The following is a 19,078-nucleotide window of genomic DNA, read 5'->3' as shown; positions in this document are numbered from 1 at the left end:
ACATTAAACTAGAGAGGTGGCCGAGTGGTCGAAGGCGCACGCCTGGAAAGTGTGTATACGCCAAAAGCGTATCGAGGGTTCGAATCCCTTCCTCTCTGCTTGTGTTTTTATTAAAAAATTATTTTTATATCTTTAACCCTTTAACTAATTAAATTAAGACAAACAGTAATGAAAAGATTATTTTCTATTTTGGTAATCGCTGCGATTATGGTGTTAGGTGCCGGTAATCTTAAGGCGGCAAACATGGTAAACACATTGCCAGGTACGATAGCAACTTTCGTTCAGGAGGATGAAAGCGCTACGGCGGCGGCTGATGCAGACGAAGAACTTGGTTTTCATCAGGAATTAAAAAAACGTTTTATAGAAGGTGGTGCCGGATTTATGGGTATCGTACTTTTATGTCTTATTCTTGGTTTGGCAATTGCCATTGAGAGAATTATCTATTTAAACCTTGCCACTACAAACACGAAAAAATTAGCTCGTAACGTAGAAGAAGCTTTAAACAGCGGAGGTATTGAGGCTGCTAAGGAAGTATGTAGAAATACAAGAGGACCTGTAGCTTCTATCTATTATCAAGGTCTTGACCGTGCTGACGAAAGCATCGAATCTGCAGAGAAAGCAGTAGTTGCTTACGGTGGTGTGCAAATGGGACAATTAGAAAAAAATGTTTCTTGGGTATCTTTATTTATCGCTCTTGCGCCTATGCTTGGGTTTATGGGTACGGTAATTGGTATGATCGAAGCTTTTGATAGAATCGAAGCGGCCGGTGATATGCAACCGTCTCTTGTTGCTGGAGGTATTAAAGTAGCACTTCTTACTACGGTATTTGGACTTATTGTTGCAATTATCCTTCAGATTTTCTACAATTACATTATCGCTAAGATTGATAGTATCGTAAATGATATGGAAGATGCTTCTATTCTTTTAATCGATATGCTTGTAGATTACAAAAACAAAAAGAGAGTATAATAAGACCTGACTAATAAAAGTTATGACTTTACATAAAATTTTAAAATATGTTGCATTAGTTATAGGTGTGCTAGGGCTTATCTTCTTAGGAAGAATCCTGGCTGCTGGTGACGATGCAATCGAGGCATCGGCAGATGTTCAGAGCAGCGTGCTGGAACCAATGATGTGGATTTCATATCTAGTACTAGCGGTTGTTATTGCACTTGTCGCGATCTTTGTTATTGCAGGATTGTTCCGTGGTAACATTAAAAATACAATAATTGGAATAGTTTCTTTCGCTGTAGTTGTTTTGGTATCATATTTGGTAACAACAGGTACACAAGTAACCACTAGAGAGGGAGATATTATATCTGCAGGTACAGTACATTGGGTAGGAGCTGGTTTAGTTTGCTTCTATATTCTTGCTGCACTGGCAATATTAGCAATGGTATTTTCCGGAGTTAAAAAATTAATAAGTTAAGAACCTATGGCTAGAAGATCATCACCAGAAGTAAATGCGGGATCTATGGCAGACATCGCTTTCTTACTTCTTATCTTCTTCCTGGTAACTACTACCATCGAGACAGATAAGGGGATAAGTAGAAAGCTTCCGCCATGGCAGCCAGAAGAAGTTGACCCGCCTACACTTAAAATGCGTAACGTATTTGAAGTAGTTGTGAATGCTAACAACGATTTGTTGGTAGAGGGAGAGGAAATGGAACTGAAAGATCTTAGAAAGGCTGCTTTTGATTTTCTTGATAATGGCGGAGGAAGCGGAAGCGAAGCTTGTAGCTTTTGCCAGGGAACTGGAGATCCAGATTTATCGGTAAATCCTCAAAAAGCGGTAATTTCTTTAGTAAATAACCGAGGTACGGAATATGGTACATATATAGCAGTACAAAACGAATTAGTGGCTGCCTATAATGAATTAAGAAATCGTGAAGCTAAACGTTTATATGGTTCGACTTTCGTGGAACTTGAAGCGGAGTATAACGATCCTAAAACAGGTGACGCAAGAAAGGAATCTTTAAAGGAAAAAATCGAGTCTATAAAAGATATGATTCCTCAAAAGCTTTCAGAAGCCGAGCCTAAATAGAGGTTAACAGCCTTTTTAAAATAAATTAATAGAACATTTATTATGTCTAAATTTAAAAAGAAAAAGTCTGGAGAGTTGCCTGCGATTAGCACCGCGTCGTTACCTGATATTGTATTTATGTTACTGTTTTTCTTTATGGTAGCGACAACGATGCGTGAAACAACCTTAATGGTACAGAATTCATTACCAACGGCAGATCAGGTTGAAAAACTTGATAAGAAGGATTTGGTGATGTATATATACGCAGGTAAACCAAGCCAGAGATATCAAAACAAATATGGTACTGAAGCAAGAATCCAATTGAACGATAAGTTTGCGGATGTTAGCGAAGTGCAATCTTTTATTTATTCTGAAAGAGATAGTAAAAGAGAGGAGCTTATACCTTATTTAACTACAGCTTTAAAGGTGGATAAAGAAACCAATATGGGGCTTGTTTCAGATATTAAACAAGAACTAAGGAAAGCTGAAGCGCTTAAAATTAACTATACTACCGTACAAGGTGATGCTACAAAAGCAAACGATTAGTAGTGTAGTTTAGAAATTATTTAAAAACATCCCATCCTGATTTCAGGATGGGATGTTTTTTTATATTTACTTTATAATTCTAAATAAACGCTCTGAAGCCTACTTCAAAATGAAAAGTAATTTTCAAATAAATGCGATATAGGCTTTCCCTTAGGTAGTTTAGTTTTAATTTAATTTTATCCTTAGCATGAGATACTGGTATCTTATAATTCTAATTTTGATCATAGGTAGTAAGGCCAAAGCGCAGGAAACCAACCCTGCTTTTGCAGACAGTATTCCTACTGTTATCGATAGCAGTTATCGAGAAGATCAATTTTATTTTGGATTAACTTTTAATTTTATTACCGATCGACCGCAATTTATGGATCAAAACGGCTTTTCTGCCGGATTGAGTGGTGGGTTTATTCGTGATATTCCCTTTAATAAAAATAGAAATATCGGTATAGGTGTGGGATTAGGACTAGCTTTCGATAGTTTTGGCCAAAATCTCTTTATAGGAGAAAATGAAAATGGAGAAACTATTTTTAGGAATCTTAGTCAAGATAATATCGATTATGATTCTAATCGCTTTAGCACTTTTTTGGTAGAGGCACCTATCCAGTTTCGATGGAGAACTTCTACTTTTTCCTCCTACAAATTCTGGCGAATTTATGCGGGCCTAAAACTAGGCTATATTTATCATTTTAGATCGGTTTTTAGGCAGAATGCTAATGTGGTTAAGCAAAGTGATGTGCCAGAATTAGAACGCTTTAGATTAGGTACTAGTTTTACTTTTGGATATAGTACTTTTAATTTTCAGATTTATTATAGCTTAAATCCATTTTTCGATAATGCCGCTGTAGATGGTGAGACCTTTGGAGTTTCTACATTGCGGGTTGGGTTGATGTTTTATATTTTATAACCAGTAATAGAAAAATAGTAATTGTGGTAAAATACCTGCTATAATGCCTAAAATTAATTCCAGGTTAGTATGCGCTTTAAAGTATAAGCGTGAGCTTGCGGTTAATCCCAGGGCAATTAATAATCCTGAAGTGGCCAATATTAAATTGATATGAAAATAGCGGCTAAATGCAATTAAAAACATGGTGAAACCGGCCAGTCCCATCATATGTAAACTTATTTTTATACGAAAAAGAGTAAAAAGATAAGCGATTATATCAGCTCCAAGGATGCCGAGAAAATAAAAGTAAATTTCAGGATAATTATAACGATCCAGAATTTGATTCAGTACCATTAGTGTAAGTATGGCAAAAAAGAAAAGCGGCCATTTTCGCTCTTCTACTTTGGATAGGGACATACTGGTAACCTTTCCCAGGTTTTTTAGCAAAAAAAAGAAAACGATCGGAATAAAAATAGTAATAATCGAGATCGCTAATAATTTCGCTTTGATGACCTCTTCAGGAAAAAACCTTGGGGTAAGTTCAAAATATAATAAACTCCCTAGAAATGGCATCCAAATAGGGTGAAAAACGTATGAGGCCAGCTTAAGGATTCCTTTCATTAAATTTCTTTACGTAAGCGCGCTACTGGAATGTCTAATTGTTCTCTGTATTTGGCTACTGTTCTTCTTGCGATAGGATAACCTTTGTCTTTTAAGACTTTCGCAAGTTTCTCATCTGTTAGTGGTCTTCTTTTATCTTCCTCTTCAATAGACATTTCAAGGATTTTCTTTATTTCTCTGGTAGAAACGTCTTCGCCCTGATCATTTTTCATGGATTCAGAGAAGAATTCTTTTATTAATTTGGTGCCGTAAGGAGTATCCACATATTTACTATTGGCAACTCTGGATACGGTTGAAACATCCATTTCGATCTCATCAGCAATATCTTTTAAGATCATGGGTCTAAGGTTACGCTCGTCGCCCGTCAAGAAATATTCTTTTTGATAATGCATAATTGAACTCATGGTAACCATCAGTGTTTGCTGGCGTTGTTTTATGGCTTCAATAAACCACTTTGCCGCATCCAGCTTCTGTTTAATAAACATTACGGCATCCTTCTGCTCCTTGGTTTTTTTCTTACTTTCTTTATAGCCTTTAAGCATATTGCTATAATCCCTGGAAACATGCATCTCTGGAGCATTTCTTCCGTTTAAGCTAAGCTCCAGATCCCCATCAACAATTTTAATAGTGAAGTCTGGAATAACATGTTCTACCATTCTAGTATTTCCAGAATAAGCACCACCCGGTTTTGGGTTTAGGTGACTTATCACTTCAATAGCTTCTCTAAGTTCATCTTCAGAAATATCGTGCTTCGAAAGCAGTTTGGTATAATGTTTTTTACTGAACTGATCGAAAGATTCTTCTATGATATCTGAAGCTAAAGTTACTGCTCTGGTGGGATCTTTTCTTTTTAGCTGAATTAGCAAACATTCCTTAAGCGAACGTGCCCCAACTCCTGCAGGATCTAATTCCTGAACCTTTTTAAGGACTTTTTCGACAGTTGGTTCGTCGGTATAAACATTTTGCGTAAAGGCAAGGTCATCGACCACGTCAGGAATGTTTCTCCTTATATAGCCGCTTTCATCAATACTTCCTACCAAAAACTCAGCAATCTCAAACTCGGTATCATCAAATCTAAAGGTGTTTAACTGATTTCTAAGGTGCTGGGTGAACGAAGTTCCGGCAGCATAAGGAACTTGTTTCTCTTCGTCATCCGCACTATAGTTATTGGCCTGTAAGCGATAGCTGGGTATTTCATCATCACTTAAATATTCATCAACATTAATATCTTCTGCATCGATCTCGTTATTATCGTCGAATTCAGCTTCAGAATCTCTGTTATCATATTCATCCTCATAGTCATATTCATCGCGCTGCTCATCCTTCCCGGTTTCTAAAGCGGGATTTTCCTCGATTTCCTGCTTAATACGCTGTTCAAAAGCCTGTGTGGGCAATTGAATAAGCTTCATCAACTGGATTTGCTGCGGAGATAGCTTTTGTGATAACTTAAAATTTAATTGCTGTTTTAGCATAAAAATATTTTCCTTTACTCACAAAAATACGGAAATGTTCGCTCATTGCAGTTTGGCATAGTAGATGATTGTGGTAAAATTTTGTTAACTATGCTCAAGATTGTCTGTAAATCTTTTGAATTTCTTCGGAAAATCAATCTTAAAATATTGTTGTGCAGAACCTGTTGGGTGTTTGAAATTCACTGCGATTGAAGTTAAAAACAAACCTTTTTTGAAGGGTATAGCGGGAGACCCGTATAAATTTTCCCCTAAAATAGGGAACCCGTTTTTTGCCAGGTGTATTCTTATCTGATGCGTTCTGCCGGTTAAAGGTTTTGCTTCTAAAAGGCTTAATTTGGCACTTTTAAACATTATTGTTCCCAAAAGTTTCACTGCGGTTGTGGCTTGTTTTTCTTCAATCTCGTCATTAAATATTTGTTGTTCTTCTGGAAAGCATCCTTCAACAATGGCTATATATGTTTTTTGAATTTCTTTATCCTGAAATTGCCTGTTTAATTCGATTAAAGCCTTGTTTGTTTTGGCACAAAGTAAAATCCCGCTTGTTGGATTATCCAGTCGATGTGCCGGTTGAGGAATTTCTAATTTGTCTATTTCTTTTGAAGCTTGTAGATTAAAAGGCAGAGCATTTTTTATGGTTTTATGGTAATTTCCACTGGTGGGATACCCCGCAGGTTTATTGATCACGGCAATATGATCGTCTTCGTAAATAACTTCAAGTCTTAATTCGAAAACTTTTTGTTGTTTTTGGGGCTGAAGCAATTCGATTTGCTGCCCCTCTAAAATCCAGTCTCCGGTTTGTCCAATTTCGCCGTCAACTAAAATTTGTTGTTTTTTAATAGCTTTTTTAACAGCACTTCTGGTAGTGATCGATGTAAATATGCTTGCAGCATATTCCTGTAATCTAATTTTCTCCGAAAGCTGTGGAACAATATGTATTTCTTTAATTTTCAAGGATTATACGATATGGGATTATACCAGCCTTGTATAGCGGCATTAACGGTGAAAATGATAATCTTAAAAGAATAAATACTGAAGCCATCAAACCAATAACTTACATAAAATTAAAAGCTTTTATTGTCTTGATGGATGATTTAGATTCTTTCATGCTGTAAAATAAGCAATAGTATTCTAAAGAAAAAACCTCACAGGTTTTGAAGCCTGTGAGGTTTGATCTTATATAAAAAAACAATGTTTTTAAAATTCGGCGCTTTGTGGTGTTCTTGGGAAAGGAATTACATCTCTGATATTGCCCATTCCTGTAACAAATTGTACTAAACGTTCAAAACCAAGTCCAAAGCCACTGTGAACACAAGTTCCAAATTTTCGGGTGTCTAAATACCACCAAAGTTCTTTTTCCTCGATTCCTAATTCTGCCATCTTTTCTTTGAGTACATCTAAACGCTCTTCTCTTTGAGAACCACCAACGATTTCTCCAATTCCAGGGAAAAGGATATCCATAGCTCTAACAGTTTTTCCGTCTTCATTTAAGCGCATGTAAAATGCCTTGATTTTAGCGGGATAATCAAATAAAATTACCGGGCATTTAAAATGCTTCTCTACCAAATAACGTTCGTGCTCACTTTGTAGGTCTGCACCCCATTCTTCAATAATATATTTGAATTTCTTCTTTTTATTCGGTTTTGAGTCTTTAAGAATATCTATAGCTTCGGTATAACTTACACGTTTAAAGTTGTTTTCTAAAACAAACTTTAATTTCTCTATAAGTCCCATTTCACTTCGCTCGGCTGCAGGTTTTGCCTTGTCTTCATTGGCCAGGCGCTGTTCTAAGAATTCAAGGTCGTCTTTGCAATTTTCAAGCACATAGCTAACCACATATTTTATAAAATCTTCAGCAAGATCCATATTACCGTCCAGGTCACAAAAGGCGATCTCTGGTTCAATCATCCAGAATTCAGCGAGGTGACGAGAGGTATTCGAATTTTCAGCCCTAAAAGTTGGTCCAAAAGTATAGATCTGGCCTAAGCCAAGAGCGTAAGTTTCTCCTTCTAACTGTCCAGAAACCGTAAGATTAGTCTCTTTTCCAAAGAAATCTTTTTTGTAATCTATGCTTCCATCCTCATTTTTGGGTGGATTTTTAAGATCAAAGTTGGTCACTTTAAACATTTCTCCAGCTCCTTCCGCATCGCTACCCGTAATGATTGGGGTATTCACATAGTAAAAATTATTTTGCTGAAAATAGCTATGTACTGCAAAAGATAGCTTTGAACGAACGCGCATGATAGCGCCAAAAGTATTGGTGCGTACTCTTAGATGTGCCTGCTCTCGAAGTTTTTCTAAACTATGACGCTTTGGGGAAAGTATGGTAAGTTTCACTTCTTCAGGATTCGCATCTCCAAGAATGCTTACTGCTTTCACATCAATTTCTACGCGTTGCTGTTTTCCTTCACTTTCTTTAAGAATACCTTTTACGCTAATGGCCGCACCAACGGTAATTCTTTTTAATGTTTCAGGATTAAATTTTTCAAAATCTATAACACACTGAATGTTATTAATGGTCGATCCGTCATTTAGCGCAACAAAGCGATTACTTCTAAACGAACGTACCCATCCGCTAACTTTAAATTCCTGTAAAAACTGGTCACTTTCTAGTATTTCAGCAACTTTAGCCTGTATCATTTATTTTAGATTTAGAAAAGAAACAAATATAAAATTTTCCCTTTAAGGACTAAGCTTTAGTTTTTGTTTTTCTGGTTTTTGTATTCTTCGTCGTCTTTAGAAATTTCTTCTTCATCTTCTGGCGTGGCAATAATTCGCATTGACGGTTCCTTTAGAGTTTCTTTGTTTGCGATGCTTCTTTCCAGCGAAAGCAGTAAGGATGGTAATAACAGTAAGTTAGAAAGCATGGCAAAAAGTAAGGTGGCCGAAACCAGACCGCCCAGGGCTACGGTACCTCCAAAGCTACTAATCATAAAGACAGAGAATCCAAAGAATAAAACGATCGATGTATAAAACATACTTACACCGGTTTCCCGGAGTGCCGCATAAACCGAGCGTTTAATTTTCCAGTCGTTTGCTTTAAGTTCCTGCCGATATTTGGCTAAAAAGTGAATGGTGTCATCAACAGATATTCCAAAGGCAATACTAAATACCAAAATAGTAGAAGGTTTGATAGGTACGCCTAAGAATCCCATCATTCCTGCCGTAATTAGCAATGGTAAAAGGTTAGGTACTAAGGAAATCAAGATCATTCTGAAGGATCTAAACATCCAGGCCATCAATAAAGCAATAAGCACAATGGCCAAGGATAGTGAGAGCACAAGATTGTGTACCAAATAGGTTGTTCCTTTCTGGAAAACCAGGGCTTTACCAGTCATACTCACCTCATAGCGATCTTCAGGGAAAATTTTATGGATGTTGGGCCACAGCTTATCTTCTATTTTTTCCATTTTGTCGGTACCTATATCCTTCATAAAAGTGGTAATCCTGGCAAATCGGCCGGTAGAATCGATATACGTGTTTACCAGATTATCATTACCCTTCATGTTTTTGGTATACGGTAAAATGAAATTTTGCTCTTGTGAAGAGGGTAACTGATAATATTTGGGGTTGCCGTTATAATAAGCTTGTTTACTGTATTTTACCAGTCGGGTGATGGATAAGGGTTGTGAAAGTTCAGGCTCTTCCGCAATTAGGTCCTCAAGTTGCTCTAATTTTTTTAAAGTAGAAGACTTTAATACACCACGGGGTCTTTTGGTATCTACTACGATTTCTAAAGGCATAATTCCGTCAAATTCCTCTTCAAAGAATTTTACATCTTTAAAGAAGTCGGCTTGTTGTGGCATATCTTCCAGAAGACTTCCTGAAATCCGAATATTGTAAATTCCGATAATGCTAACAGCTAAAAGGCCGACTGCGGTAAAATATACTGCTATTCGATGATTCCGAACCATTTTCTCCATCCATCCAACAAAGCTGCCTATCCACTGCCTGTTAAGGTGCTTTAAGTGTTTAGACTTTGGAATTTTCATATAGCTATAAATCACCGGGATAATCAGCAGCGAAAGAATAAAGATGGCCACGATATTAATGGAAGCAACAATACCAAACTCTTTCAATAGCTTGCTTTCGGTTAAAATAAAGGTTGCGAATCCTGAAGCTGTGGTGATATTCGTCATCAGGGTGGCATTACCAACTTTAGCAATAACACGTTGCAGGGATTTTGCCTGATTTCCGTGTTTTTGTATTTCCTGCTGATATTTGTTGATTAGGAAAATACAGTTAGGAATACCAATTACAATGATTAACGGAGGGATAAGCGCCGTTAAAACCGTAATTTCATAATGTAGTAAACCAATAGTTCCAAAAGCCCACATTACGCCAATACATACGGTAACCATAGAAATTACCGTTGCTCTTACTGATCTGAAAAAGAAGAAAAAAATAAGAGAAGTAACTCCTAAAGCAGCAACGATAAAGAGTCCGATTTCATCAATTATATTTTGAGAATTCAGTGTCCGAATGTAAGGCATCCCTGAAACACGCACATCGATACCGGTTTGCGATTCGAAGTTTTTGATCATAGGATCAAGGTTATCGATCACAAAATCTTTTCTGGCTTTAGAATTTACAATTGCTTTATTGAGGTATAAAGCAGACTGAATGGTATTAGAATGCGCACTGTATACCAGGTTTTCGTAGAACGGGAGTTTGGTAAAGAGTTCGTTTTCGTAATTCGCCAGCTCAAGACTATCAGGATTGGCTTCAGTAATAAAAGGAACCATCTGGAAGCGCTTGGGATCTTCAAATTTTTCAAGCTTTTTTAAATTTCCTATGGAAATGGCATAATCTACCTCTGGGAATTTTTGCAGACTATCATTTAATGCCTTCCAGGCCTGGTAATTTTTTTCAGTAAAAAGGGAAGAATCTTTTATTCCCATCACGATCAGGTTCCCTTCTTCACCAAATTTTTCTAAAAAGGCATTATATTCCTGATTTACCTCATGATCGTCTGGGAGTAAGTTGGCTTCGGTAAAAGAAAATCTCATATTTTTCCACTGTGAAGCAAAAAATACGGTAGTGGCCAAAATGAGTAAAATAATGATAATTCTGTTACGTAAAATAAGGCGGGCAACAGAATTCCAAAAGCCGAAGGTAAAAATCTTAGACATGCGTAATTTTTAAGCGCGCGCAAAGGTAACAAAAGACAACCTAAAAATCAGGTTTTTGAGAATTAAACTCGGCTAATTTAAAACTTAATGTTTAAGGTGAATTTAAGTGCAAAATTTTGGCTAAAGCCAGGTAGGTGATATCCGCCATAACGATAGGCGGTAGAAAGCCCAAAGCCAGAGATTATTTTGTTAATTTCCAGTCCAACTTCAGAGTAGCCCTGGTCCAGACTTTTAAAATCGATGTTCTGGTGGCGGTCTTTATGACCTATATCCCCTATAGCATGGCGGCTTATCAATACAATTTCAGGTTGGAAGAAACTGGAAAATTTTATAGGCCTTAATTGATGTCTCATATGCAACATAGCAAGACGGTCACTATAAAATTCGTTATAGTACATGGTTTCGAAGCTGGTTTTCCCTGCAATCGAAAATCGTTTTAAAACTGCTTCCTGTCTTGATGAGTTTGGATAAGCATGGAAAGTGTGCGTTAATGGTAAGGTTCCGGTAGCATAATTTCCTTCTAAAATAAATTCTGTTCTGGAAAGATTTAATCTGCGAATCGTATATTCTAATTTTAGTCCGGTTCTTAAAAAATTAAAATCACCCTCGGCCACATCGGCAAAGCCTTTATCAATTTGCGCTGTTATTCTAGGATAATTCCGCTCAATTAAAATATCACTTTCCGGAGTTTTTAGATAATTGTTAAATGGCTCCCAGCTAAATGAAATACCCGCAGTGCTTACCGTATATTCCGGATAGAGTTTACCGTTGTATAAAAAAACATAGTCCCTAACGTCAAAAACTTTGGTTTGGCTAAAACGTATTTCCGAAGATAATTGTGGGATTATGCGATGCTCCAAACCGGCATAATATTGTTTATAATTATAGAAGAAATTAATATTAACAAATCTGGGCTCTATCAAGTAAAATTTTGGCGGTGCTTTTAAATAATCAAAACTTCCTACTTCTTTGATATCCCTGGTATAACCTAATTTTAGGTTGGTGTTTGTTGATTTGTTTAAATAAATGCTGGTGTTAATATTATATTTTGCTTTCTGGTCTCCAAAACCATAAACGAAATAACCGCCAATATTAAATTTGTTCGAAATATGATCGTTGGTTTTTCCTCCGATACCCAATCTAATACCTTCAAAATTATTATACTTAAAAAGCTTACTTAGCTCCAAGTCCCAAAAAGCTAAAGGATAATAGCCATTTGCCATGGCTTTTTTAACTTGAATCTTTCGTTCAATATTGCGGGTTTTAATAATACTATCTACATAAATAGCAGTAGCCTGGTCTTTTGCGGTATAGGGTTCTTTGCGGTTATCACTCCAAAAAGATGGCTCACGATCATTAGCTTTTGGCTCTACTACTATTTTTGCTGAAGTTTCTTTTATTTGAGGGCTAAGGTTGAGTTGGTAATTATAGTTTACCGTAGTGGCATCCAGGTATAGGTTCGTATCGATAGGATCATTATCGAAGATACTGGAAATGGATAGTCTACGCTGAATGGTTCCTAAAGAAATATTTCCACCAAAAACCGAAATATCTTTTCCTCCGCTTCCTGGTCTGATTTTGATATCTCTTTTTTGAAGCAGCCAAACTTCTTCTGAAGGATTAAACTCATAATCTTCATGAATTTCCAGATCGATTTCGCCAATTATCCGTGCTTCGGTTTTCTGAATACCGTAGTTAACCGTATCAAGATAAATTACTCCTTCCAGGCCAGGTACCACTTTTTCGCGCTTAGGTTTAAAGTATACCAGGTATGAAGGACGCGTTGTGTTTAAAGTATCTAAAATGCGATATTCATAATTTTTGAGGGCATTTTTTGCCAGGGGGCCGGCGTATTCCGTTTTAAAAATGGAGTACTCATCTTCATAAAATGAGGTAGGATAAATATCCATGGTTAATACCTCATAAACAGGTTCTTTAAAGCCGGCAGTTTTTAAACCCAAAACCTCTTCTTTGTTACCTTGTTTTTGATTGAAGTGATGTAGGGTGATTTTTTCTGAAAGATAAGCCCGAGCAGTATTTACGATTGTTGCGATTTCGCTGTTTGTGCTGTCGGTAGCAAGTTGGATAGGATTTTTATCATTATCAATAAGAAACTTAGAATAAGACTGATGTGTAAAGCCCTCTAAGGCCTTTTTAGGGTCGTTTATCTTCCTGTTTTCAATAGCTTTTTCAATGAGTTTATTTGCCGGATTTCTGGGGGAAGAAATGTAAACCGTGTTTAATTTTTCGTAATCGGGATAAAGTTGAAGTAGTACGCTTTTATTTTTTTCCGAAATAGTAAACTCGCGGGTATAAAAACCCAGATAGGATACCGAAATTTTTAAGGATTCCTTTCCATTAAGGTTAAGCTGAAAGCTACCGTCTCTTTTGGATAAAATGGGCGTATCCTGCGGCAGGCTTATTTTAGCATAGGCTAAAGCCTCTCCCGTAATGGCATTGATTACTTTTCCCGGGATTTGTTGTGCATTGGCAAGAAAACCGGTAATAATAAAAACAAAGGTGAAAACTAATCGCATATATTATTCCTGGTGATGGTTTGTAACAATGATGCACAAAAAAAGCCAAATTAGGCTTGCTTACAAACAGTAAAAAGTAAGCCCAATTTGACTATATATAAAGAAATTAATTTCATAGTTATATGGTCATAATTTCTTTTTCTTTAGCTTCTAAAATGCGGTCTATTTTGGCGATATATTTATCAGTAAGCTCCTGGATATCTGCTTCTGCATTTTTTTGAAGATCTTCAGAAACTTCAATTTTCTTTAATTCGTTATTAGCAGTTTTACGGTCGTTTCTTACCCCTACTTTGGCATCTTCAGCTTCAGATTTAGCTTGTTTTACCAATTGTTTACGACGTTCTTCTGTTAAAGGTGGTACGCTAATAATTACGCTTTCACCATTATTCATTGGGTTAAAGCCAAGGTTAGCCTGTAAAATTCCTTTTTCGATATTGGGAATACTCCCTTTTTCGAAAGGCTGAACAGAAATTGTTCTGGCATCTGGTGCGTTTACATTGGCAACCTGATTTAAAGGGGTTAAAGAACCGTAGTATTCTACCATTACACTTCCTAGCATACTTGGGCTGGCCTTACCCGCTCTAATATTTAGCAATTGTTTATTAAGATGAGAGATTGCGTTTTGCATCCCTTCTTCAGCAGAATCTATGATTAATTCAATTTCCTCTTCCATGGTGTGTTATTTAAACTGTATCTTCTGGTTTTATAAATTTACTTTTGTTCCTACGTTCTCCCCGGTCACTACCTTCATTAAATTCCCAGGAGTATTCATGTCAAAAACAATAATTGGTAATTCGTTTTCCTGGCTAAGGGTAAATGCAGTGGTATCCATTACCTTAAGCCCTTTTCTAATCACGTCGTCAAACGATATAAAATCAAATTTTGTTGCTTTTTTATCTTTTTCGGGATCTGCAGTGTAAATTCCGTCTACCCGTGTCCCTTTTAAGATTACGTCGGCTTTTATTTCAATCGCTCTTAGCACAGCGGCAGAATCTGTTGTAAAATAGGGATTTCCTGTGCCTCCTCCAAAAATCACAACACGCCCTTTTTCTAAGTGCCTAATGGCTTTTCTTCGTATAAAAGGTTCGGCTACTTCGTTAATCTTAATTGCAGATTGTAATCTGGTTTGGATACCGGCGTCTTCAAGCGCGCTTTGTAGTGCCAGGCCGTTAATTACCGTAGCTAGCATTCCCATGTGGTCACCCTGTACACGATCCATCCCGCGACTAGCACCGGCAACTCCTCTAAAAATGTTACCTCCACCAATTACAATCGCTACTTCTACTCCCTGGTTGGTTACAGATTTAACTTCCTCGGCATACTCTGCCAGTCTTTCGGGATCGATACCATATTGGCGGTTTCCCATTAGTGCTTCTCCAGATAATTTTAAAAGAACTCTTTTGTATTGCATGGCTAGTTTTAAAGATGAGTGCTGCAAATATAGCTAATATCTTAATTTGAAAAATCTTATCAATTAAAATTCTAAATCTTAAGAGTATTTTAGTATTTAAAATGCTTGCCAAAGTGTCGTCTGTATTTAAAATGGCTGGATTTTTGTTATTTTTAAAATAATAAAAGTTGAAAAAGAAATAAGAAATGATTGGATATTATTTGATAGCAGGAATCATGTTTATCGTGAGCCTGTATGTAAGCAATAAGCTTAAAAGCAAGTTTAAGAATTATTCCAAAATGCACCTGCAAAATGGAATGAGTGGGAAAGAAATTGCCGAGAAAATGTTACGTGATAACGGTATTTATGATGTAAAAGTAATCTCTACTCCAGGGATGCTTTCAGATCACTACAACCCGAATAAGAAAACAGTAAATCTAAGTGAAGGGGTGTACTCGCAAAGAAATGCTGCAGCGGCTGCAGTGGCTGCACACGAATGTGGGCATGCCGTACAACATGCAAAATCGTACAGTTGGTTAAAAATGCGAAGTGCACTGGTACCTGTAGTAAGTGTCGCTTCTAATTTGTCACAATGGGTAATACTTGCCGGTTTAGTATTGCTTTATACCAGTACTTTAGGTCCTACCATTTTTTTTATCGGGATTGTGCTTTTTGGACTAGGGACCTTGTTTAGTTTTATAACACTGCCAGTAGAATACGATGCAAGTAACCGTGCTTTGACCTGGTTAGAAACCGAAAACATGCTTACAAGGCAGGAGCATGATGCCGCTCAGGATTCTCTTAAATGGGCAGCCAGAACTTATGTGGTAGCTGCTTTGGGATCTTTAGCAACCCTATTATATTTTGTTGGAATATTTATGGGATCTCGGGATTAGATTAATTTCAAGGAGTATTTTAAAGTTAGAAAGTAAGTCCTTATTATTTTAATTTTCCAAATTGGAAAATTAATTCAAGATCATTTCGACTGAAGGTCAGTGGAATGGAGAAATCCCAATCAAAATAGAAATTTCAGCTCTGTCTTAATTAGTTTATGGTTTACAACGTACGAGACCATTCAAAAATCAAGATCTAAATCTTAAATTTTGAATATTGATTGAAAAGGGCGTTATCCTCGATTGGAGTGGAGAGATCTTTTATATTTTATTTTTAAAATTAAGATTTCTCCGTTCCGCTTCGCTCTACCCGCCTCTTGGCGAGGAAGGTTCGAAATGTCGTTTTTGGCTATTTTTAAGACAATCTCTTTCGTCAAAAAGGTTATAGTAACCTACCCGATGATTATTAGAATTCCGGAAAATTATAAAGAGTTCTTCCAATTCTTACTTCATAAGTCTTTCCTCGAGGAGCTTGATTTTACCACTCACCTGTAATTGCTGAATTATTTTAGGTGATATACTTCATTATTCGTTAATTTTGAATTATATGCGACGATCTAAAATGCTCTGATGAACAATAAACTGTTTTTTTTACTACTGCTATTTTTGTTTTTCAAACTAAACTTTTATGCCCAAGGAAATATTGCTAAGCCTGTTTTTCGAGATTCGGCTCAAGCGCTTTTTTCTGCAGCTATTTCAGAAAGTAGATTGATACCTCCTAAAGATGAACATAAAATTTATAACCCCAGAAATCGTGGGATTAATAAAGTTGTACCCGGAAAGGGATATCCAAAAGGAGTTGATGCGGCCTTACAAAGCAAAAAAGGAAGCATTCCATCCAAAGCGCCAATTCTAAATTTTGATGCGGTAAGGACACGTTCTACACCTTCAGATCCTACTGGAGTAGCCGGCTTAAATCATTATCTAAATGCTTGGAATTCTGCTTTTTCGATTTATGATAAAGAGGGGAATTTATTAATGCCTCCTGCTTCATTGGCGAGTATTGGTGGAGAGTTTGAAAATGAAACTTTGGGTGATCCCATTGTGGTTTACGATCAATTTGCAGATCGCTATTTAATAAGTCAGTTTAGCGATACTCCAGAGAGTTTCTTAATCGCTGTTTCGCGCGGACCTGATCCTGTAAACGATGGCTGGTATACGTATCGTTTTTCAACCAATGGTGTTTTGCCAGATTATCCAAAAATTTCGGTGTGGAGTGATGGGTATTATATTACTACTAATAAGAATTCGAATACTGCAGATGAGAATCAGGTGATTTATGTGATGGAGCGTGACCAAATGTTAATGGGGGCAACCGCTCAGTTTGTATCTTTTCCGTTACCTGGAATAGAAACCAATGGTTTTTATAGTCCCGCTGGTTTTAATGCGATGGGAAACACCATGCCGCCTAAAGGAAATGCCCCAATAATTTATCTTCAGGATGATGCCTGGGCCGGAGTGCCAGAAGATCATTTAAAAATATGGCTGGTAAATGTAGACTGGGAAAATTTAGAGAACTCTACCATAGAGGAATCGCAGGAATTAGGTTTAGCGAGCGGAGTGTCACCGTTTACTGCTACTTTTGACGGCGGTGCTTTTAGTAACTTATCGCAACCCGGAAATGGGCCAGAGATTGATGCGCTACAGGCCACCATGATGTATATGACCCAATACCGAAGATTTCCAGATCATAACTCGGTAGTTATGAATTTTGTTGTGGATGTAGATCCCACTTTGGCAGAGCATGCAGGGATTAGATGGTATGAGTTGCGCCAAAATAGTGATGGCGGTAAATGGAGCGTTTATCAGGAAGGAACTTATGCGCCCGATAAAAGTGACCGGTTTAGCGGGAGTATTGGTATTGATGACCAGGGAAATATAGGTTTAGGTTTTACCGTTTTAGATGATAGTCCTGCCAATCCTGTTTATCCTTCCATAAGGTATACCGGGAGATATGCCAATGATGAGCGGGGAATAATGACGCTGGAAGAACAGAGTTTTGTTGAAGGCCGAAGTCCTAATCCCAGTTCCAGGTATGGGGATTATGCCCATTTAACGGTAGACCCTGCAGATGGAATTACTTTTTGGCATAATGCAGAATATTTTAAAGGGGAAGACAGGTTTAACCATATAGGCGTTTTTAGAGTAGCTTCAGATTTATTAAGCGATGTTGGGATTACAGAAATTGTATCTCCAGTTGATGCAACGCTGGGTGCAAATGAGCAGATTACGGTAAAAATAAGAAACTTTGGAGCACGAACTCAATCTGATATTCCTGTAAGTTATTATTTAAACGGTCAGACCATTACAGAAATTTATCCCGAGAGTATTGAAGGTGCTTCTTCTGTAGACTTTACTTTTTCGAGAACTGCCGATCTCTCCGAAATAGGACGATCTTATGAAATTGCAGTACGAACCAATTTGGATGGAGATCAAAACCCGGCTAACGATACGATTACCAGGGTGATTAGAAACCTGCCTCCTCGCGATGTTGGGGTGACCTCTATTAATGCACCAATAACTTCAGAGAATCTTGGAAGAAATGAAGAGGTATCCGTAACCATCGAAAATTTTGGGGGTGAACCGCAAAGCAATATTCCCGTTTGGTATCAAATAGGGAATAATAATCGGGTAGAAGAAAAGTTTCAGGGAACTATTGAAGTGGGAACGAACATAGTTTATAATTTTCAGCAAACCGCTAATCTTTCTGTAGATGGACGTTATAGATTAAGTTCGGGAACCAGTCTGCAGGAGGATTTTGATCCTTCTAATGATGTAGAGGAAGCTTCCATAGCCAATCTTAATTGTATCCCAGAGGGATCAGACTGTGATTTTGGTGATGGGATTTCTTATTTTCAGTTGGGCGATATTTTGAATGAAAGAATTCCCTGTAATAATGGATATGGCGATTTTGTAAGTTCTTCAACCAATTTAGACCGTTCTCAGCAGACTTTTACAGTAACCGTAGAAACTTATTTTCAGGCAGAAGCTGATGAAGAAAAATTTTCTATGTGGATAGATTTAGATGATAATGGCGAGTTTGATGATGATGAGCGATTAATTACTTCAAAAGCCTTAACTCAGCCAAATACCTCTTTTGCTTTCGATTTTAACCTTCCTGATAATGCACCTTTGGGCCAACATTTGTTAAGGATTAGAGCAGGTGATACCCGATATGAAGGGGATTTAAATAGTCCTTGTGATGTGATGACGTATGGGACCACTCACGATTATTCGGTAAATATTATAGACAGTAATTTAGATATCAAAGATTTTATCCTAAACGATGCCGAACTGATGGTATTAGATGAATATAAGGGGCATTATCGCGTTGTTTTGGAAACCAGTTTTGCCGAGCCGTTACGTATTACAGTGCATAATGTACTCGGGCAGAAAATGCTGGAAAATAAAGTTGAAAACACTGGTGATGGTTATGTTTACGATTTAGATATGTCTTACGCTGCGCGTGGTGTTTATCTGGTACGTATTGGAACTCGAAAAGTAGGGAAAGTGAAGCGGTTTATCGTAAAATAAATAGATGCTTATGTTTAAAAATGGTTCTTTTTACTAGTATTTACTTTTAGCTA

At 37.2% G+C, this 19,078-nt stretch carries 15 protein-coding genes and 1 tRNA gene; 8 read left to right on the top strand and 8 right to left on the bottom strand.

Annotation, left to right across the window (positions count from 1 at the left end):
- The first annotated feature begins 10 nt into the window (after nucleotides 1-10).
- From ZPR_RS21535 to ZPR_RS21510, 6 genes are all read left to right on the top strand, one after another.
- A tRNA-Ser gene (locus tag ZPR_RS21535) sits at nucleotides 11-98 on the top strand.
- A gap of 70 nt (nucleotides 99-168) precedes the next feature.
- Complete coding sequence (locus ZPR_RS21530) at nucleotides 169-969, top strand: MotA/TolQ/ExbB proton channel family protein (RefSeq protein ID WP_013073906.1); 801 nt, start codon at nucleotides 169-171, stop codon at nucleotides 967-969.
- A 22-nt stretch (nucleotides 970-991) separates the two neighbouring features.
- Nucleotides 992-1,429, top strand: coding sequence for a membrane protein (locus tag ZPR_RS21525; protein ID WP_013073905.1), 438 nt, complete (start codon nucleotides 992-994; stop codon nucleotides 1,427-1,429).
- A gap of 6 nt (nucleotides 1,430-1,435) precedes the next feature.
- A complete protein-coding gene (locus ZPR_RS21520) occupies nucleotides 1,436-2,044 on the top strand; it encodes an ExbD/TolR family protein (RefSeq protein WP_013073904.1) in 609 nt (202 codons plus the stop codon).
- Nucleotides 2,045-2,086: 42 nt separating this feature from the next.
- Nucleotides 2,087-2,569, top strand: coding sequence for an ExbD/TolR family protein (locus ZPR_RS21515; RefSeq protein ID WP_013073903.1), 483 nt, complete (start codon nucleotides 2,087-2,089; stop codon nucleotides 2,567-2,569).
- Between the two features lie 187 nt (nucleotides 2,570-2,756).
- Entirely contained in the window at nucleotides 2,757-3,470 is a 714-nt protein-coding gene (locus ZPR_RS21510; protein WP_041579345.1) for a porin family protein, read from the top strand.
- Here ZPR_RS21510 and ZPR_RS21505 read toward each other — a convergent pair.
- From ZPR_RS21505 to pyrH, 8 genes are all read right to left on the bottom strand, one after another.
- Nucleotides 3,465-4,070: a hypothetical protein gene (locus tag ZPR_RS21505; protein WP_041579343.1), complete on the bottom strand. Its 606-nt coding sequence runs from the start codon at nucleotides 4,068-4,070 to the stop codon at nucleotides 3,465-3,467. The genes ZPR_RS21510 and ZPR_RS21505 overlap by 6 nt on opposite strands.
- Nucleotides 4,070-5,542 (bottom strand): RNA polymerase factor sigma-54, encoded by a 1,473-nt coding sequence (gene rpoN, locus ZPR_RS21500; RefSeq protein WP_013073900.1) that lies wholly within the window; start codon nucleotides 5,540-5,542, stop codon nucleotides 4,070-4,072. Before rpoN ends, ZPR_RS21505 begins: the two co-directional genes overlap by 1 nt.
- A gap of 84 nt (nucleotides 5,543-5,626) precedes the next feature.
- Nucleotides 5,627-6,493: an RluA family pseudouridine synthase gene (locus ZPR_RS21495; protein WP_013073899.1), complete on the bottom strand. Its 867-nt coding sequence runs from the start codon at nucleotides 6,491-6,493 to the stop codon at nucleotides 5,627-5,629.
- 243 nt (nucleotides 6,494-6,736) lie between these two features.
- Nucleotides 6,737-8,179 carry an asparagine--tRNA ligase gene (gene asnS / locus ZPR_RS21490; protein WP_013073897.1) on the bottom strand — a complete coding sequence of 481 codons (1,443 nt, stop codon included), beginning with the start codon at nucleotides 8,177-8,179 and terminating at the stop codon, nucleotides 6,737-6,739.
- A gap of 56 nt (nucleotides 8,180-8,235) precedes the next feature.
- A complete protein-coding gene (locus ZPR_RS21485) occupies nucleotides 8,236-10,671 on the bottom strand; it encodes an efflux RND transporter permease subunit (RefSeq protein WP_013073896.1) in 2,436 nt (811 codons plus the stop codon).
- A gap of 77 nt (nucleotides 10,672-10,748) precedes the next feature.
- On the bottom strand, nucleotides 10,749-13,208 hold the full coding sequence (locus ZPR_RS21480) for a DUF5686 family protein (RefSeq protein ID WP_013073895.1): 2,460 nt from the start codon (nucleotides 13,206-13,208) through the stop codon (nucleotides 10,749-10,751).
- Nucleotides 13,209-13,326: 118 nt separating this feature from the next.
- Nucleotides 13,327-13,881, bottom strand: a complete 555-nt coding sequence (gene frr, locus ZPR_RS21475; protein ID WP_013073894.1) for a ribosome recycling factor — start codon at nucleotides 13,879-13,881, stop codon at nucleotides 13,327-13,329.
- Between the two features lie 30 nt (nucleotides 13,882-13,911).
- A complete protein-coding gene (gene pyrH / locus ZPR_RS21470) occupies nucleotides 13,912-14,619 on the bottom strand; it encodes a UMP kinase (RefSeq protein ID WP_013073893.1) in 708 nt (235 codons plus the stop codon).
- A 185-nt stretch (nucleotides 14,620-14,804) separates the two neighbouring features.
- Between pyrH and ZPR_RS21465 the strand changes: the two genes are divergently transcribed.
- Both ZPR_RS21465 and ZPR_RS21460 read left to right on the top strand, forming a co-directional pair.
- Nucleotides 14,805-15,494 carry a zinc metallopeptidase gene (locus ZPR_RS21465; protein WP_013073892.1) on the top strand — a complete coding sequence of 230 codons (690 nt, stop codon included), beginning with the start codon at nucleotides 14,805-14,807 and terminating at the stop codon, nucleotides 15,492-15,494.
- A gap of 567 nt (nucleotides 15,495-16,061) precedes the next feature.
- Nucleotides 16,062-19,025, top strand: coding sequence for a GEVED domain-containing protein (locus ZPR_RS21460; protein WP_013073891.1), 2,964 nt, complete (start codon nucleotides 16,062-16,064; stop codon nucleotides 19,023-19,025).
- Nucleotides 19,026-19,078 lie beyond the last annotated feature (53 nt).

The organism is Zunongwangia profunda SM-A87 (assembly GCF_000023465.1).
Classification (GTDB): domain Bacteria; phylum Bacteroidota; class Bacteroidia; order Flavobacteriales; family Flavobacteriaceae; genus Zunongwangia; species Zunongwangia profunda.
The sequence above is the reverse complement of the archived record's forward strand: the minus strand, read 5'-3'. Positions and strand labels throughout refer to the sequence as shown.

What these genes read in the sequence shown, in the direction of transcription:
- ZPR_RS21530 (WP_013073906.1), top strand. Translation starts at nt 169, where the DNA reads ATGAAAAGATTATTTTCTATTTTGGTAATCGCTGCGATTATGGTGTTA.
- ZPR_RS21525 (WP_013073905.1), top strand. Translation starts at nt 992, where the DNA reads ATGACTTTACATAAAATTTTAAAATATGTTGCATTAGTTATAGGTGTG.
- ZPR_RS21520 (WP_013073904.1), top strand. Translation starts at nt 1,436, where the DNA reads ATGGCTAGAAGATCATCACCAGAAGTAAATGCGGGATCTATGGCAGAC.
- ZPR_RS21515 (WP_013073903.1), top strand. Translation starts at nt 2,087, where the DNA reads ATGTCTAAATTTAAAAAGAAAAAGTCTGGAGAGTTGCCTGCGATTAGC.
- ZPR_RS21510 (WP_041579345.1), top strand. Translation starts at nt 2,757, where the DNA reads ATGAGATACTGGTATCTTATAATTCTAATTTTGATCATAGGTAGTAAG.
- ZPR_RS21505 (WP_041579343.1), bottom strand. Translation starts at nt 4,070, where the DNA reads ATGAAAGGAATCCTTAAGCTGGCCTCATACGTTTTTCACCCTATTTGG.
- rpoN (WP_013073900.1), bottom strand. Translation starts at nt 5,542, where the DNA reads ATGCTAAAACAGCAATTAAATTTTAAGTTATCACAAAAGCTATCTCCG.
- asnS (WP_013073897.1), bottom strand. Translation starts at nt 8,179, where the DNA reads ATGATACAGGCTAAAGTTGCTGAAATACTAGAAAGTGACCAGTTTTTA.
- ZPR_RS21485 (WP_013073896.1), bottom strand. Translation starts at nt 10,671, where the DNA reads ATGTCTAAGATTTTTACCTTCGGCTTTTGGAATTCTGTTGCCCGCCTT.
- ZPR_RS21480 (WP_013073895.1), bottom strand. Translation starts at nt 13,208, where the DNA reads ATGCGATTAGTTTTCACCTTTGTTTTTATTATTACCGGTTTTCTTGCC.
- frr (WP_013073894.1), bottom strand. Translation starts at nt 13,881, where the DNA reads ATGGAAGAGGAAATTGAATTAATCATAGATTCTGCTGAAGAAGGGATG.
- pyrH (WP_013073893.1), bottom strand. Translation starts at nt 14,619, where the DNA reads ATGCAATACAAAAGAGTTCTTTTAAAATTATCTGGAGAAGCACTAATG.
- ZPR_RS21465 (WP_013073892.1), top strand. Translation starts at nt 14,805, where the DNA reads ATGATTGGATATTATTTGATAGCAGGAATCATGTTTATCGTGAGCCTG.
- ZPR_RS21460 (WP_013073891.1), top strand. Translation starts at nt 16,062, where the DNA reads ATGAACAATAAACTGTTTTTTTTACTACTGCTATTTTTGTTTTTCAAA.